Annotated in this window: 13 protein-coding genes; 8 read left to right on the top strand and 5 right to left on the bottom strand. The window is 67.3% G+C overall.

Features of this window, described 5'->3' with window-relative positions:
- Positions 1 to 79: 79 nt before the first annotated feature.
- On the top strand, positions 80 to 1,444 hold the full coding sequence (gene mre11 / locus R6U01_RS10690; RefSeq protein WP_410286444.1) for a DNA double-strand break repair protein Mre11: 1,365 nt from the start codon (positions 80 to 82) through the stop codon (positions 1,442 to 1,444).
- The gene (rad50, locus tag R6U01_RS10685) at positions 1,441 to 4,128 is read left to right on the top strand and encodes a DNA double-strand break repair ATPase Rad50 (protein WP_410286443.1); all 2,688 of its coding nucleotides are present in this window, start codon (positions 1,441 to 1,443) and stop codon (positions 4,126 to 4,128) included. Before mre11 ends, rad50 begins: the two co-directional genes overlap by 4 nt.
- 81 nt (positions 4,129 to 4,209) lie before the next feature.
- Here rad50 and R6U01_RS10680 read toward each other — a convergent pair whose 3' ends face one another.
- From R6U01_RS10680 to R6U01_RS10670, 3 genes are all read right to left on the bottom strand, one after another.
- Complete coding sequence (locus tag R6U01_RS10680; RefSeq protein ID WP_410286442.1) at positions 4,210 to 4,668, bottom strand: hypothetical protein; 459 nt, start codon at positions 4,666 to 4,668, stop codon at positions 4,210 to 4,212.
- Between the two features lie 27 nt (positions 4,669 to 4,695).
- Positions 4,696 to 5,094, bottom strand: coding sequence for a hypothetical protein (locus R6U01_RS10675; RefSeq protein WP_410286441.1), 399 nt, complete (start codon positions 5,092 to 5,094; stop codon positions 4,696 to 4,698).
- Positions 5,095 to 5,159: 65 nt separating this feature from the next.
- Entirely contained in the window at positions 5,160 to 5,333 is a 174-nt protein-coding gene (locus R6U01_RS10670; RefSeq protein WP_410286440.1) for a hypothetical protein, read from the bottom strand.
- 102 nt (positions 5,334 to 5,435) lie between these two features.
- Between R6U01_RS10670 and R6U01_RS10665 the strand changes: the two genes are divergently transcribed.
- The 6 genes from R6U01_RS10665 (at position 5,436) to R6U01_RS10640 (ending at position 13,142) form a co-directional block, all read left to right on the top strand.
- Entirely contained in the window at positions 5,436 to 8,237 is a 2,802-nt protein-coding gene (locus R6U01_RS10665; RefSeq protein ID WP_410286439.1) for a DNA-directed DNA polymerase, read from the top strand.
- 133 nt (positions 8,238 to 8,370) lie between these two features.
- Positions 8,371 to 9,291 (top strand): ABC transporter ATP-binding protein, encoded by a 921-nt coding sequence (locus R6U01_RS10660; protein WP_410286438.1) that lies wholly within the window; start codon positions 8,371 to 8,373, stop codon positions 9,289 to 9,291.
- A 52-nt stretch (positions 9,292 to 9,343) separates the two neighbouring features.
- Entirely contained in the window at positions 9,344 to 10,774 is a 1,431-nt protein-coding gene (sufB, locus tag R6U01_RS10655) for a Fe-S cluster assembly protein SufB (RefSeq protein ID WP_410286437.1), read from the top strand.
- A 1-nt stretch (position 10,775) separates the two neighbouring features.
- Positions 10,776 to 11,990 (top strand): Fe-S cluster assembly protein SufD, encoded by a 1,215-nt coding sequence (sufD, locus tag R6U01_RS10650; RefSeq protein ID WP_410286436.1) that lies wholly within the window; start codon positions 10,776 to 10,778, stop codon positions 11,988 to 11,990.
- Between the two features lie 185 nt (positions 11,991 to 12,175).
- Positions 12,176 to 12,661, top strand: coding sequence for a ferritin-like domain-containing protein (locus R6U01_RS10645; protein ID WP_410286435.1), 486 nt, complete (start codon positions 12,176 to 12,178; stop codon positions 12,659 to 12,661).
- A 43-nt stretch (positions 12,662 to 12,704) separates the two neighbouring features.
- Positions 12,705 to 13,142, top strand: coding sequence for a metal-dependent transcriptional regulator (locus R6U01_RS10640; protein ID WP_410286434.1), 438 nt, complete (start codon positions 12,705 to 12,707; stop codon positions 13,140 to 13,142).
- 41 nt (positions 13,143 to 13,183) lie between these two features.
- On the opposite strand, the gene prf1 is transcribed toward R6U01_RS10640, so the two are convergent.
- Complete coding sequence (gene prf1 / locus R6U01_RS10635) at positions 13,184 to 14,434, bottom strand: peptide chain release factor aRF-1 (RefSeq protein WP_410286433.1); 1,251 nt, start codon at positions 14,432 to 14,434, stop codon at positions 13,184 to 13,186.
- A gap of 423 nt (positions 14,435 to 14,857) precedes the next feature.
- A partial coding sequence (gene argS, locus R6U01_RS10630; RefSeq protein WP_410286432.1) for an arginine--tRNA ligase occupies positions 14,858 to 16,291 on the bottom strand: 1,434 nt, incomplete at its 5' end.

Genomic DNA, 16,291 nt, shown 5'->3' with positions numbered 1-16,291 from the left:
CCCATCGACTCCGGCGTCGCAACCACTTCCGCTCCGGCCCCGGAATCCCTAAACCCGATACGGGCCAACACCCGGACAGATGATCCGGGTGATCCACACCGGCGACACCCACATCGGGTACGCCCAGTACCACTCGCCGGTTCGACGCCAAGACTTCCTCGACGCCTTCGCGGCCGTGATCGACGACGCCGTCGACGGCGACGTCGACGCGGTGATCCACGCGGGCGACCTCTTTCACGACCGACGGCCAGAGCTTCCCGACCTGATGGGCACCATCTCCGTGCTCCGGCGGCTCGATGACGCCGGGATCCCCTTCCTCGCGGTCGTGGGGAACCACGAGTCGACGCGGGGCGGGCAATGGCTCGACCTGTTCGAGCGGCTGGGGCTCGCGACCCGCCTCGGCGACGAGCCCACCGTCGTCGGCGACACCGCCTTCTACGGGCTCGATCACGTCCCCGTCTCTCGCCGCGACGACCTCGACTACGCGTTCGCCGACCACGACGCCGACTACGCGGCCCTCGTCGCCCACGGCCTCTTCGAGCCGTTCGGCTACGCCGACTGGGACACCGAGCAGGTGCTCACGGAGAGCACCGTCGCGTTCGACGCGATGCTCCTCGGCGACAACCACACCCCGGACGTCGCCGAGGTCGCCGGCACGTGGGTCACCTATCCGGGGTCCACGGAGCGCGCGAGCGCGAGCGAACGCGAGGGGCGCGGCTACAACCTCGTCACCTTCGACGCCGACGCCGCCGGAGGCGACGACCGCGTGGATATCCGGCGGCGCGCGCTCGACACCCGCCCGTTCGTCTTCGTGGAGGTCGACCTCCGCGAGGGCGAGGGCGAGGCGCGGGTGCGCGAGCGGGTCCGGCAGCACGACCTCACCGACGCCGTGGTCCTGGTCGACGTGACCGGCGACGGCGACCCCGTCACGCCGGCCGCGATCGAGGAGTTCGCGACCGACGCGGGGGCGCTCATCGCCCGGGTCGCCGACCGCCGCGAGGTCGAGACCGACGCAGAGGTGGACGTGAGCTTCGCCGACCCCGAGGACGCCGTCCGCGAGCGGATCGGGGAGATGGCCCTCTCCGAGGCCGCCCGCGATATCGACGAGGCCGTCCGGACGGACACGCTGCCCGACAGTAACGTCAGGACGACGGTGAAGGAACGTATCGAAGAGCGGCTCGACGACCTGGACGCGTTCGAACGTGGCGAGGTCGGCGACGGTGAGGCCGACGGCGACGAAGGAGCCAGCGACGACGAGAACGCCGGCGGCGACGACGATGACACCGACGCCGACGAGGACGCCGACGACGCCGAAGGAGCCAGCGACCCGGACGCGGCCGGGGACGAGACGGACGAAGAGACCGACGGGGACGACACCGCCGACGAACAGCGCCCTGAGGCACCCGCGACCGACGGTCAGGTGTCCATGGAGGACTACCTGTGAACTTCGACCGGGTTCGCCTCTCGAACTTCAAGCCGTACGGCGACGCCGACCTTCGGCTGACCCAGGGCGTCACGGTCATCCACGGGCTCAACGGCAGCGGCAAGTCGTCCCTGCTTGAGGCCTGTTTCTTCGCGCTGTACGGATCGAAGGCGCTTGACGGCACCCTCGACGACGTCGTCACGAAGGGCGAGGAGGAGACGGAGGTCGAGCTGTGGTTCACCCACGACGGGACGCCGTACCGCATCGAGCGCACGCTCCGGGTGTACGACGACCGCATCGACCATCAGTGCACGCTCGAATCGACCGACGGGGACGACGTGAGCCGCGACGGCGCCCGGGCGGTACGCGAGTTCGTCACCCGGCTGCTCCGGATGGACGCCGAGGCGTTCGTCAGCTGTGCGTACGTGCGGCAGGGAGAGGTGAACGAGCTGATCAACGCCACGCCGCGCGAGCGGCAGGACACGATCGACGACCTGCTCCAGCTCGGGAAGCTGGAGGAGTACCGAGAGCGCGCGGGCGACGCGCGGCTCGGCGTCGAAGACGTGCTGGAGAACCGCCGCGGGCGACTCGACCAGCTCGACGAGCAGATCGAGGCGAAAGAGGAGCGTGACCTCCACGACCGGCTCAACGGACTCGAAAGCGACCTCTCGGAGGTCACCGACGAGATCGACCGATACGAGGATCAGCGCGATCGGGCGACGGAGACGCGCGAAGCCGCGGCGGAGATCCTCGAGACCCACGCGGAAAAGCGCGAGGAGCTGGAAGCGGTCAGATCGGAGATCGGCGGGATCGAGGAGGCGATCCGCGAGGCGGAGCGCGAGCGCGACCAGCATCGGGACGCGATCGGGGAGGCCCGCGAGCAGATCGCGGAGATCGAGGCCGCGATCGACGACCGACTCGACGACGCCGGCCTCGACGCGGCCGACGAAGACGCCGTTGCGGCCCGCCGAGAGGCGCTCGACGACCGGGAGGTGGAGATCCGCGAGGAGCTCGACGACGAGCGGGTGGGCGCCGAGGCATTCCGCAATCAGGCGACGAACCTCGCCGGGAAGGCCGACGACCTCGCCGAGCGCGCGGCGGAACTCGAAGCGGAGGCCGGCGACCTCTCGGACGAGGCCGAGACCGCGGCGGAGGAGGCTGAGGAGCGCGAGTCCTCGATCGAGGAGCTCCGCGAGGAGGCCGAAGACCTCCGCGAGCGGTTCGCGACCGCCGACGTCGACCGCGACGAGGTCGGCGACGAGCGCGAGGCGCTCCGAGATCGCCGCGGCGAGGTCCGCGAGCGGATCGCGGAGCTGTCGGCAGAGCTGAAGAACGCCCGCGAGCGCGTCGCCGAGGCGGAGGAGCTGCTCGCGGCCGGCAAGTGTCCCGAGTGCGGCCAGCCGGTCGAGGACTCGCCGCACGCGACCGGGATCGAGGGCGACCGCGAGCGCGTCGACGAGCTGGAGAGCGAACTCGAGGCGGCCCGCGAGCGCGAATCGGACCTCGACGACCGGATCGAGGAGCTGGACGGTCTCGCCGAGGCCGCGGACCGGCTCGACCAGATCGACGAGACGACGGAGATGCTCGAAGAGCGCGTCGACGAGCGGCGGGCGGAGGCAGAGCGGAAGCGAGAGGCGGCCGAAGAGAAGCGCGAGGCGGCCGAAGAGAAGCGCGAGGCGGCCGAAGAGACTCGAGAGGTCGCCGCCGAGAAGCGCGAGGAGGCCGAGTCGGCGGCGGAGCGAGTGACGACCCTCGAGGAGGCGCTCGCCGAGGTCGACGACGCCAGAGAGGCGGTGGACGCGGTCGAAGAGCGCGTGGACGCGATCGTCGAGGCGGAGTCGGCGATCGAGCGCCGCCGGGAGAAGCGGGAGACCCTCACAGAGCTGAACGACGAGCGGCGCGAGCGACTCGCCGACAAGCGCGAGCGGCGTGACGAGCTCGCGGCTGCGGTCGACGAGGCGGCGGTCGAGGAGGCCAGAGAGCGGAAGCAACGGGCCGAGGAGTACCTGGAACGCGTCGACGCGGAGTTGGACCGGCTCGCAGAGCGACGGACGGAGCTTGGGAACGCGATCGGGAGCGTGAACGGCGAGATACGGGAGCTGGAGAACCTCCGTTCGGAGCGCGAGGAGCTGGCCGCGACCGTCGAGGCGCTCGAGGGCCTCCACGAGGAGACGAGCGAGCTGGAGGCGATGTACGGCGACCTCCGCGCGGAGCTCCGACAGCGCAACGTCGCCGAGTTGGAGCGCACCCTCAACGAGACGTTCGATCTGGTGTACGGCAACGACGCCTACTCGCACATCGAGCTCGACGGCGAGTACGCGCTCACCGTCTACCAGAAGGACGGCGAGACGCTGGACCCCGGACAGCTCTCCGGCGGCGAGCGCGCCCTGTTCAACCTCTCGCTGCGGTGTGCGATCTACCGGCTGCTCTCCGAGGGGATCGAGGGCGCGGCGCCGACGCCGCCGCTCATCCTCGACGAGCCGACCGTCTTCCTCGACTCCGGGCACGTCTCCCGGCTCGTCCGGCTCGTCGAGGAGATGCGCAGCTTCGGCGTGTCGCAGATCCTGATCGTCAGCCACGACGACGAACTGGTGGGCGCGGCCGACGAGCTGGTCACCGTCGAGAAGGAGCCGCGCTCGAACCGGTCGACCGCGCGCCGCGCGGACGCCGCCGAGCTCGACGTCGCCTCGCTCGCGGACGACTGACCGGACGCGACGTCTCCGTCACCCGGCAAGGCCCTCACCCGACAGGGCGCGCGACCGGCTGCGCGTCGAGCGCGCGACCGGCTACGCGTCGGCCGACGCGTCGTCGTCCCCGACCGGTCCGCCACGCAGGAGCTCGATCGCTTCGCTCGCGGAGTCCGTCGCCGCGTACCCCCGTCGCCCTCGGACCTCCACCTCGTCGACGAGGCCGGCCGCGCGCAGTTCGGTGATCGTCCCGTGGAGGTCCGACTCGCACATGTCGGCCGTATCGAGCAGCTCGATGGCGGAGAGCGGCCCCTCGTCGACGACGACGACCAGGAGGCCTAGCGACCGCTCGTCGTGGACCGCCCGCACGGCCTGTCGGACCGACGCGGGTATCCCGCCGGCCGCGGTCGCGAGCGGCGACTCCCCGTCGACGACGCTGAGCTCGTCGTTGTCGACGTAGCGCTCCGCGCCCGTGGCCGGGTCGCGGACGCGGCTCGACTGGGCGGAGCGCTTCACGAGGAGGTACGTCTCGCCGTCGGTGTCGCGAACCGTCTGCATTGGTACGAAGGAGTGGACGCCGGAGTATTACGCTTCCGGGGGATCGGGGTCGGAGGGGGAATCGGCGTCGGCAGAACCGGCCTCCTCCTCCCGCGAGCGCTCCCAGGCCCGGTACGTCTGGTAGGTCCGAACGCCGGCGAGGAGCCCGGCGGCGAGGAGGACGGGGCCGATCCGCGACCAGCCCTCGAAGTACCACACCATCGGGCCGAGCGCGACGAGGAGCACCGCCGCGTTGGCGTAGATCACGGCGACGACGAACGCGCGGAGCGTGTCGGAGTCGACGTCGCTCGCTCCCTCGAAGTCGCCCCCGTCGTCGAACGTCTTCACCGAGGGCGCCTTCGGGATGTCCGGCGTCATCTCTCGCTCGGCGTCGGAACTCTCGCCGAAAGAGACCTCGCCCTCGTCGTCCTCGTCTAGCCCGAACACGTCCGGCCGTACGCGGGGACGAGGCAAAGGGGTTCCGTCCGGTCACCTCGGACCGAGCGGCCGAGTCAGGTCGCGTCAGCGAGCCGAATCGTTCGGCTCGCCTCGACCCACGCGAGGGGATTCGCGGCGTCGAACAACACCACGTTCCCGTCGTCCTCGTACACCTCCACCTCGGCGTCGACCGCGTCGCGACCGGCCGGGCGAGCCACCGTAGGTTCCGAACGTGGGTCCGAAGACATGAACTGTGGTAAGTATTCACACATTAAAGTCCTTTCCGTGGCGGGAGTCCTCGCCGCACCCGAAAGCCGAGTTTTTTAGCCCGGTGACGCCGAAGGATCGATATGACTCAGTCGGGGCTGGCGGACTTCTCGTCGACCGGGGACGCGGACGACGGGAGGGACGACGGCACGGAGGCCGAACGAGAGGACCTCGCCGCGCAGGAGGCGGCCGTCGTCGCCGGCGGCGGGCGGGGCCACGTCAGCGACGTCGTCGACGTCGACGAGGCGAAGTTCCCGGAGTCGACCGGGACCGTCGAACTGATGATCACCCAGATCGACTACGCCGTGGAGGGGTACGGGAGCGACGAGTACCCGGTCGTCCACGTCTTCGGCCGACGCCCGGCGGAGCACGTCGACGGCGACGTCGAGCACGACGTCCGCGAGCACGTCCGCGTGCTGGGCGTGGAGCCGTACTTCTACGTCCCCACCGTCGACCTCGACCGCGACCCCGTCGAGGAGTACGACGTCGTGATCGGCACGCGCGAGGAGACTCCGAGCGGCGACGCGTACGAGAGCATCCGGGGGGAGCCGCTCACTCGAATCGTCACCCGGACGCCCCGGGACGTCGGGAACATCCGCGACGACTTCGAGACGACGTTCGAGGCCGACATCCTCTTTCCTAACCGCTTCCTCATCGATAACGGTCTCAATGGCGGGATGCGGGTCGAAGAGCGCCGGCTCGACGACGGCTCCGGAACGATGCAGGTCCACGAGGGGCAGCTGGAGCCGGCCGACGTCGACGCCGACCTCCGCGTGAACACCTTCGACATCGAGGTCGACGACCGCCGCGGCTTCCCCGAGGACGGCGAGGAGCCGATCATCTGTCTCACGAGCCACGACTCCTACGACGAAGAGTACGTCGTCTGGCTGTACGACGCCCCCGAGGCCGAGATCCAGCCGCCCGAGGACCTCCCCGACTACGAGGGGATCGTCGGCGACGGCGAGGGGGTGAATTTCGAGGTTCGCACGTTCGAGGAGGAGGCCGCGATGCTCGACGCGTTCATCGACTACATCGACGACACCGATCCCGACCTCCTGACGGGGTGGAACTTCGAGGACTTCGACGCGCCGTACGTCCTCGACCGACTGGAGGTGCTCGACGACGGGAGCCAGTACGACCTCTCCGTCGACCGGCTCTCCCGGATCGGCGAGGTGTGGCGCTCCGGCTGGGGCGGTCCGGACATCAAAGGTCGGGTGGTTTTCGACCTGCTGTACGCGTACAAGCGGACGATGTTCACGGAGTTGGAGTCGTACCGGCTCGACGCCGTCGGCGAGCGCGAGCTCGGCGTCGGCAAGGAGCGCTACACGGGCGACATCGGCGACCTCTGGGAACAGGACCCCGAGCGCCTGCTGGAGTACAGCATCCGCGACGTGGAGCTGTGCGTCGAGATCGACCGAAAGCAGGACGTGATCGCCTTTTGGGACGAGGTGCGCACCTTCGTCGGCTGCAAGATCGAGGACGCGCCGACCCCCGGGGACACCGTCGACATGTACGTCCTCCACAAGGCATTCGGGAAGTTCGCGCTCCCGACGAAGGGCCAGCAGGAGTCGGAGGACTTCGAGGGCGGCGCCGTCTTCGACCCCATCACGGGGGTCAAGGAGATGGTGACGGTCCAGGACCTGAAGAGCCTCTACCCGATGTGCATGGTAACGATCAACGCCGGTCCGGAGACGAAGGTCGACCCCGCGGCGTACGACGGCGAGACGTACGTCGCGCCCAACGGAACCCACTTCCGGAAGGAGCCGGACGGGATCATGCGCGAGATGGTCGACGAGCTCCTCTCCGAGCGCGAGGAGAAGAAATCGCTCCGGAACGACCACGAACCCGGCACCGAACCGTACGAGCAGTACGACCGACAGCAGGGAGCTGTCAAGGTTATTATGAATTCGCTCTACGGCGTGACGGGATGGGACCGGTTCCGGCTGTACGACAAAGAGGGCGCAGCGGCCGTCACGGCGACCGGTCGAAAGGTCATCGACTTCACGGAGGAGGCCGCGAACGAGCTCGATTATCAGGTTGCGTATGGTGACACCGACAGCGTTATGTTATCTTTGTCTGGCATGTCGAAGGAAGAGGCGATCGAGACCTCCTTCGAGATAGAGGACCACATCAACGAGCGCTACGATGACTTCGCGCGCGACGAGCTCAACGCCGACTCACACCGCTTCCAGATCGAGTTCGAGAAGCTCTATCGGCGGTTCTTCCAGGCGGGCAAGAAGAAGCGGTACGCCGGCCACATCATCTGGAAGGAGGGGAAGGACGTCGACGACATCGACATCACCGGCTTCGAGTACAAGCGCTCCGACATCGCCGGGATCACGAAGGAGGTCCAGCAGAACGTCATCGAGACGATCGTCACGGGCGACGACATCGACGAGGACATGCAGGAGGTGAAGGCATACCTGGTGGACGTCATCGCGCGCGTACTCGACGGCGATGTCGACCTCGACGAGATCGGGATCCCGGGCGGGATCGGCAAGAAGCTGGACGCCTACGACACCCCGACCGCGCAGGTGCGGGGCGCGAAGTACGCGAACCTCATGCTCGGGACCAACTTCGGGAGCGGGTCGAAGCCGAAGCGGCTCTACATCGAGAAGGTCCACCCCGACTTCTGGCAGCGGATGGAGGAAGAGGAAGGGCTCGACCCGCAGCGCGACCACCTGTACGGGGAGTTCAAGCGCGACCCCGACGTGATCTGCTTCGAGTACGCCGATCAGGTCCCCGACGAGTTCGAAGTCGACTGGGAGAAGATGCTGGACAAGACGCTGAAAGGGCCGATCGAGCGCGTTATCGAGGCGCTCGGGATGTCTTGGGAGGAGGTCAAGACCGGACAGGAGCAGACCGGTTTGGGCTCATTCATGTAGGTGAGTCGCATCGGAGAAAGCACTTTTCGATCGTTGGAAAATTTCTTATCGTATTCGAGAGTTTTGACGGGGAGATTCGTAACCATTAACCTCCTCAACCACTACTGTCGAGTCACGAGGCACGAGAATACACATGGCTACTCTCGAAATCAACGATCTTCACGCACGAGTGGCGGAAGAGGGCGGCGAACGCATCCTTCGCGGGGTCGACCTGACCGTCGAGACCGGCGACATCCACGCGCTGATGGGGCCGAACGGTTCCGGGAAGTCGACGCTGGCGAAGGTCATCGCCGGCCACCCGGCGTACGAGGTCACCGGCGGCGAGGTTCTGCTCCACCTCGACGAGGAGGACGTCGCCGACGTCGACGCCGACCTCGACGACGAGGACTACCACTGGGAGCTGTTGGAGCTGGAGCCGAACGAGCGCGCCGCGCTCGGCATCTTCCTCGGCTTCCAGTACCCGGCGGAGATCGAGGGTGTCACGATGACGAACTTCCTCCGACAGGCGCTCAACGCCAAGGCGGACGAGCGCGAGGAGCTGTTCGAGGACGAAGACGCCGAGGGTGCCGACGCGGACGACGAGGACGAGGGGTACGACACCTCCCCGATGGAGGGCCCCGCCGACGACGGCGAGATCGGCGTCGCCGAGTTCCAACAGATCCTCTCGGAGAAGATGGCACTGCTCGACATGGACGAGAAGTTCATGCAGCGCTACCTCAACGCCGGCTTCTCCGGCGGCGAGAAGAAGCAGAACGAAGTCCTGCAGGCCGCGATGCTGGAGCCCGCGATCGCCGTGCTCGACGAGATCGACTCCGGGCTCGACATCGACCGGCTCCAGGACGTCTCGAAGGGGATCAACGCGCTCCGTGACGAGCAGGGCACGGGCGTCCTCCAGATCACCCACTACCAGCGGATCCTCGACTACGTCGAGCCCGACCACGTACACGTGATGCTCGACGGCAAGGTCGTCAAGAGCGGTGGCGCGGAGCTCGCCGAGAAGCTCGAGGACAAGGGATACGACTGGGTCCGCGAGGACGCGTTCGAGACGGCGTAACCGAAATCAGGCACGCGATACACCTAAATCCGCAACGACGTAACACAAAATCATGAGTTCACAACAGGACGAACTGAAGGAGACAGACACCGAGGCCCGCTTCGAATTTAAGAAGGAGGAGAAATCCGCCTTCCAGACCGAGAAGGGTCTCACCGAGGAGACGGTCCGCGTCATCTCGGAGGACAAGGACGAACCGGAGTGGATGCTGGAGCGGCGCCTGCGCGCGCTCAAGCAGTTCCAGGAGATGCCGATGCCGACCGACTGGCCCGGCCAGCCCGACCTCTCGGAGGTCGACGTCGACGAGATCATCCCGTACATCCGGCCGGACGTCGACGTCCGCGCCGGCGTCGACGACTGGACGGAGCTCCCGGACGAGATCAAGGACACCTTCGACAAGCTGGGCATCCCGGAGGCCGAGAAGAACGCGCTCTCCGGCGTCGGCGCCCAGTACGAGTCCGAGGTCGTCTACCAGAACATGCAGGAGCGCTGGGAGGAGAAGGGCGTCATCTTCTGTAACATGGACGAGGCCGTCCAAGAACACGAGGAGCTCGTCCGCGAGCACTTCATGACGAAGTGCGTCCCCCCGAGCGACAACAAGTTCGCCGCGCTCCACGGCGCCATCTGGTCCGGCGGCTCGTTCGTCTACGTCCCCGAAAACACCACCGTCGACATGCCGGTGCAGGCGTACTTCCGGATGAACTCCGAGGGGATGGGTCAGTTCGAGCACACGCTCATCATCGCCGAGGAGGGCTCGGAAGTCCACTACATCGAGGGCTGTTCCGCGCCGAAGTACTCGGCGTTCAACCTCCACTCCGGCGGCGTCGAGGTGTTCGTCGGCGAGGACGCCCACGTCCAGTACTCGACGGTGCAGAACTGGTCGAAGAACACGTACAACCTGAACACCAAGCGCGCGATCGCCGAGAAGGGCGGGCGCATGGAGTGGATCTCGGGGTCGATGGGGTCGAAGGCGACGATGCTGTACCCCTCGACGATCCTGAAGGGACGCGGCGCCTCCGACAACCACATCACCATCGCCTTCGCGGGCGAGGGCCAGAACATCGACACGGGCGCGAAGGTGTACCACAACGCGCCTGACACCAAGTCGACCGTCGAGTCGAAGTCGATCGCGAAGGACGGCGGCCGCACGAACTACCGCGGGCTCGTCCACATCGCGGACGGCGCGGAGAACTCCTCGACGGCCGTCGAGTGCGACGCGCTGATGTTCGACAACAAGTCGACGTCGGACACGATGCCGTACATGGAGATCAACGAGTCGAAGGTCGACGTCGCCCACGAGGCGACCGTCGGGAAGATCGGCGACGAGGACATCTTCTACCTGCAGTCGCGGGGCCTCGACGACGACGACGCGAAACAGATGATCGTCTCGGGCTTCATCGAGCCCATCACGGAAGAACTCCCGATCGAGTACGCCGTCGAGCTGAACCGGCTCGTCGAGCTCGAGATGGAGGGCTCGCTCGGATAACATGAGCACGCAAGCAATCGAGAGCCTCTCTGAGGACACGGTCCGACGCATCGCCGACGAACGCGACGAGCCCGAGTGGCTCTTAGAGACCCGTCTGAACGCGCTCTCGGCGCTGGAGACGGCCGAGCTCCCCGACGTCATCCAGACGCCCGGACGCCGCTGGACCGACCTGGAGGCGCTCGACTTCGAGGCGCTCGTCGACCCGCTGAACCAGTCCGACGCCACGGAGCGGACGGCCGGCGACGACGAGGTCGTCGTCCTCCCCTTCACCGAGGCGTTCGACGAGTACGGCGACGTCATCGAGGCGAACTTCGGCTCGGTGCTCGACCCCGAACACAACTACCTCACGGCCCTGTCGGTCGCGCTCTTCACCACCGGCACGTTCGTCTACGTCCCGGAGGGCGTCGACGTCGAGGACGTGACGGTGCGCGCGGAGATGAACTCCCGCTCGCTGTTCAGCCAGACGCTCGTCGTCGCCGAGGAGTCGTCGTCGGTGACGATCCTCGAGTCGATCGAGAGCGGTGAGGGAAGCGTCGACGGCGACCGATACTTCTCGAACCTCGTCGAGATCGTCGCGGGCGAGAACGCGAACGTCCAGTTCGGCTCGCTCCAGAACCTCGACGACGACTCGTACACCTACTCGCTGAAGCGCGGCGTGACGGACACGTACGCGACGATCGACTGGATCGAGAGCAACTTCGGCTCGAAGCTCACCCGCTCCGACGTCGAGACCGAACTGAACGGCGACGGCTCCGAGAGCCAGATCGTCGGGACGTTCTTCGGCACCGACGACCAGCACTTGGACCTGAACGCCCGCGTCTGGCACCAGGCCGAGCACACGACGGCCGACCTCGTCACGCGCGGCGTGCTCGACGACGTGGCTCGCTCCGTCTACGAGGGCGTACAGGACGTCGGCGAGGACGCGTGGAACACCTCCAGCTACCAGCGCGAGAACACGCTGATGCTGTCGGACGACGCCGAGGCCGACGCGTCGCCGAAGCTGATCATCCACAACCACGACACCGAGGCCTCACACTCCGCGACGGTCGGGCAGGTCGACGCCGAGGACCTGTTCTACCTCGAGAGCCGCTCGATCGACTCGCGCACGGCGCGGAACATGCTCGTCGAGGGCTTCTTCGTGCCCGTGTTAGAGGAGATCGCGGTCGACGAGTTCCGCGACGACGTCGAAGAACTCGTCTTCCAGCGGCTCAAGTAGCCGGCCGCGTGCGGCGGCTCGCGGAGCCCCGACACCGGATGATTTCGGGTTTTCGCCCGTTTGCGCCGACGAGCCGCGTCCGTGTGTACCGACGAGCCCCGGCCAGAGGGGAACTTCTTAAGTCGGACTACGCCCGAAGTCCAGTGTATGCGAACGGGCGTATCGAGCAGTGACGGGTGGTTGCCGTGAGCGTGAGCCAGCGGATCGCCTCCGACGACCAGCTCGCTCGGCTGTTGCAGATCGGGATCGTGCTGGAGGAGGTCGTCGAGGCGCGGGCACACCACCACTATCGGGGCGTCGACGCCGACCTCGACGAGGAGATCGAGACGCTGCTCGCGGACGCGGCCGAGGAGTCCGCCGAGCACCGGGAACGGCTGGAGTCGCTCATCGCCGGGCTCGGGGTCGAGAGCGTCCCCTTCGACGAGATCGAGTCGCTCGTCGACGCCCGCTACGGCCGGACCAAGCCCGAGGATTTCGACGGGATCCTGTACGACCAACTGTGTAACGAGGAGACCGCCTACAAGTTCTACGACGATCTCATCGAAGCTATCGAGGCGTCCGACGCCGAGTTCTCGATCGGCCGGGAGCGCCTCCTGGAGACGCTGCGAACGATCCGGGAGGAGGAAGCGGAGGGCGTCAGCGAGGTCACGGAGGTCATGGAGCGACGATGAACCGGCGCACCGAATCGATGACGAGCCCCGACGGAGGAAAGCCGTGAACACCGCAGACCAGTACCTCAAGACGATATACGTCGTACAGCAACAGGAGGACGGCCCGGCCTCGACGGGATCGGTGGCCGACGCCCTCGACGTCAGCCCGGCGAGCGCGAACGAGATGATCGGGAAGCTGGAGGAGCGCGGGCTCGCCGAACACGAGAAGTACAAGGGGGTCCGTCTCACCGACGACGGGATTATCCGAGCGCGGGACGCCCTCCAGACCTACTGCATCATCGAGCGCTTTCTCACGAACGTGCTCGGCGTCGAGGAGTTCCGCGAGGAGGCCCGCGAGCTGGAAGCCGTCATCGACGACACCGTCGCCGAGCGGCTCGATACGATCATCGACCGCCAGCCGGAGTGCCCGGACTGCTTCGACCCCGAGACCGACGCCTGCGCGTGTCTGGAGATCGCCGTCGCGCCGGTCGAATCGGAGTAACGAGGGTCAGAGCCCGGTCGCGCGCCGTCGTCCGTGCGACCTTAGACGCCGGTCGAGTACCGCAGAATGCCCGCGATGCCGCCGAACGCGTCCATCAGCTGCTCGCCCTTCTCGAAGTCCGTCGAGATGAACTTCGTGTCCGTGCCGCGCTGCTCGGCGATATTCATCAAGTGTTCGATGACGTCGTCGCGCTCGTCGACGTCGGCCGGCTCGCCGCACTCGGTACACTCGTGTTCGGGGGTCGAGTGCCGGGAGTCGACCACCTCGTACTCCTCGTGGCCGTTCGGGCACTCGTAGACGACGACGTCTGAGCGGAGGTCCTCGGAGATGAGCAGCCGATCGACCGAGCCCATGATCAGGTTTCGGCGGGTCTGCTCGAAGCCGTAGGTCGCCTCCTCGCCGGTGTGGAGCTTCTCGAAGAACTCCTCCATGTGGCGTTTGTCCTCGACGATCTCCTGATCGGCGAGCGCTTCGCTGGCGTTGTCGACGAGGTCTTTTAACCCGGACTCGTCGGTGTAGGCCACGTCGAACTTGCCGAGCACCTTGTCCTGCAGCTCGTGGTGGAGGTAGTCGCCGTCGAGGAACTCGTCTTTCGTCGGGGAGGGACCGCCGACGAGGATGCCGTCGAGTTCGTGGCGCTTGTCGACGAACAGGTCGTTGGCCATCCCCGCGACCTCCTGATAGAAGTTGTCGATCGCTTCGAGCCGGAGGCGGGCGAACCGTTGGGCAGACTGCCCCCCCTTCCGCTGTTTGCCGGGGACGAGCGAGGAGGCGGACTTGACGGGCTCGATCCGCTTGCCCTTCAGCCAGCCGACGTTGGCCTCGCGACGGTCCAAGACGATGAGCCCGAACAGGCCGGAGTCCTCCAGCATGTGTTCGAGCGGCTCGGTGAGGAACTCGGAGTCGCAGTGGTAGCGGAACGACTCGACGGGCTGTGGCGGCGACTCCAGCGTCCGGGTGACCATGTCGGTCTGGCCGCCGCCGGCGTCGATCGCTCCGGAGAAGATCACGATCCCGTTCTCGGGTGGGAACGTGTCGTAGTAGCGGAGACGGTCCTTGATCGAGGTGAGCGCGTCCTGCACGGCCGTCCGGGTCTGCTTGGACTTGATGTTGGACGCCTCGCTGTGTTCCTGAGTGACGTGCGCGACCACGTCGGAGATCTGCCGGTCTTCGGGGATGTAGATGGTGACGAGCTGCGTGCCGGAGCCCTCGAAGTCCTTGAGCTCCTCGATGACCTTGCGGAACTCGTACTTCCGCCGGTCCTCGCTCGCCGCTTGGGCGTCACTACTCATTACCCGAACTACGGCGGCGTGCGTGTAAGTAAGCTTTGACCTTCCCGCCCAGACGACGGTACCGGATCGCACGGGCGGTCGATCGCTGGGTCGTTTACAAACAACGGGCGGCGGCACGTGCCTGCGAGGCCGCGTCGCGGCCGAGCAGCGCGCGCGAGGGAGTCGCGAGCAGAGAGGGACCTCTGGTCCCTCATGCAGCCGGCGCGTAGCGCCGGCGACGAAGCGAGCGACGAGGCTGGGGAGGCGTGAGGTGCGGTTGCTGTGCGGGGTGGATCTCACGGCTGGGGCTTTGGCGGTCTATGTCGCCGATCTATCGGTAACCGTTTATAAGCGAGTGGCTGGAGGTTTGGCGGTGGTCACCGTAGCGTCGCCAGCGACGCCCCGATTGAAAAGGGCCGAACGACCGACCCAATCGCCCGGATCCTACATCGACTCGGGCGCTTCGACCCCGAGCACGTCCAGCGCGTTCGCCATCGTGTGCTTCGCGGCCGCGACGAGCGCGACGCGGGCGGCCCGGAGCTCGTCGTCCTCGGCGGTGACGACCGGGCACTCCCGGTAGAAGGCGTTGTACGCGTCGGCGAACTCGCGGGTGAACGTCGCGACCGTGTGCGGCTCCAGGTCGTCGGCCGCCGCCTCGATGACGGCGGGGAAGCGGGCGATCTCGCGCAGGAGCTCGCGCTCCTCGTCGGTCTCAAGGACCGCGCCGTCGACGTCGAGGGCGCCGTGATCGACGGTCGCCTCGTCTCCGCCGCCACCCGCCGTCACACCCGGCACCTCCACGCCGGCGGTCGCGGCCTCGCCGAGGATGCCGGCGCAGCGCGCGTGGACGTACTGGACGAACGGGGCCGACTGCGCCTCGAAGTCGAGCGCGTCCTCCCACTCGAAGGTGATCGCCTTCGCGGGCTGCTTGGAGACGATGTCGTACCGCACCGCGCCGATCCCGACCTGGTGGGCGATGCGTTCGACGTCCTCGTCGGTCAGGTCGTCGTCGCGGATGCGGTCGTCCATCCGGGTCTCGACCGCCTCGCGGGCGCGGTCGATCGCCTCGTCGAGCAGGTCGTCCAGCATCACGCCGGTCCCCCGACGGGTGGACATCTTCCCGTCCGGGAGGTTGACGTACGAGTAGATGACGTGGCCGAGCCGGCTCGTGTCGTTACCGAGCAGCTCCAGGGTCGCGTCGAGCTGGTCGGCCTGCAGCTTGTGGTCCTCGCCGAGGACGGTAACGGCGCGGTCGTAGTTGTCGAACTTCCACTCGTGGTGCGCCAGGTCGCGGGTGGTGTAGAGGCTGGTGTCGTCGGAGCGGAGGAAGACGAGGTTCTTGTCGATCCCCCACGCGTCGAGCTCCAGCTGCCAGGCGTCATCCTCGTAGACGGCCTGATCGGTCTCCTTGATCCGCGCGGCGATGTCGTCGGTGGAGCCGTCGCGCATGAACCGCGTCTCCTTGACGAACTTGTCGAACTCCGCGGGGAGCCGCGCGAGACACTCCTTCATGCCGCCGAGGACGGTGTCGACGACCTCGCCGACGCGCTCGTACGTCTCCTCGTCGCCCGCTTCGAGGCCCCGCAGGATGGCAGAGATCTCCGCCTCCGCGGCCTCGACGGCCGCGTCGTCTGCCTCCTCCAAGAAGGCGTTCCCCTTCCGGTAGTAGCGGACGAGGTCGTACTCGGCGCGGTCGCGGGCGGGTTCCTCGTCGAGGTCCGACTCGTCGAACCGCTCGTACGCCCACGTGAACACCGCCATCTGGCGGCCCGCGTCGTTGACGTAGTAGTGCCGGTCGACGTCGTAGCCGGCGTACGCCAGCAGGTTCGCGACCGCGTCGCCGACGATCGGGTTGCGCGCGCGACCGACGTGGACCGG

It is taken from the genome of Halorubrum sp., from assembly GCF_046498025.1.
GTDB lineage: Archaea > Halobacteriota > Halobacteria > Halobacteriales > Haloferacaceae > Halorubrum.
The sequence above is the reverse complement of the archived record's forward strand: the minus strand, read 5'-3'. Positions and strand labels throughout refer to the sequence as shown.

Bases quoted from the DNA above. Each gene is read 5' to 3' on its own strand.
- prf1 (WP_410286433.1), bottom strand. From the start codon at position 14,434: ATGAGTAGTGACGCCCAAGCGGCGAGCGAGGACCGGCGGAAGTACGAG.
- sufD (WP_410286436.1), top strand. From the start codon at position 10,776: ATGAGCACGCAAGCAATCGAGAGCCTCTCTGAGGACACGGTCCGACGC.
- R6U01_RS10665 (WP_410286439.1), top strand. From the start codon at position 5,436: ATGACTCAGTCGGGGCTGGCGGACTTCTCGTCGACCGGGGACGCGGAC.
- mre11 (WP_410286444.1), top strand. From the start codon at position 80: ATGATCCGGGTGATCCACACCGGCGACACCCACATCGGGTACGCCCAG.
- R6U01_RS10680 (WP_410286442.1), bottom strand. From the start codon at position 4,668: ATGCAGACGGTTCGCGACACCGACGGCGAGACGTACCTCCTCGTGAAG.
- R6U01_RS10670 (WP_410286440.1), bottom strand. From the start codon at position 5,333: ATGTCTTCGGACCCACGTTCGGAACCTACGGTGGCTCGCCCGGCCGGT.
- sufB (WP_410286437.1), top strand. From the start codon at position 9,344: ATGAGTTCACAACAGGACGAACTGAAGGAGACAGACACCGAGGCCCGC.
- R6U01_RS10660 (WP_410286438.1), top strand. From the start codon at position 8,371: ATGGCTACTCTCGAAATCAACGATCTTCACGCACGAGTGGCGGAAGAG.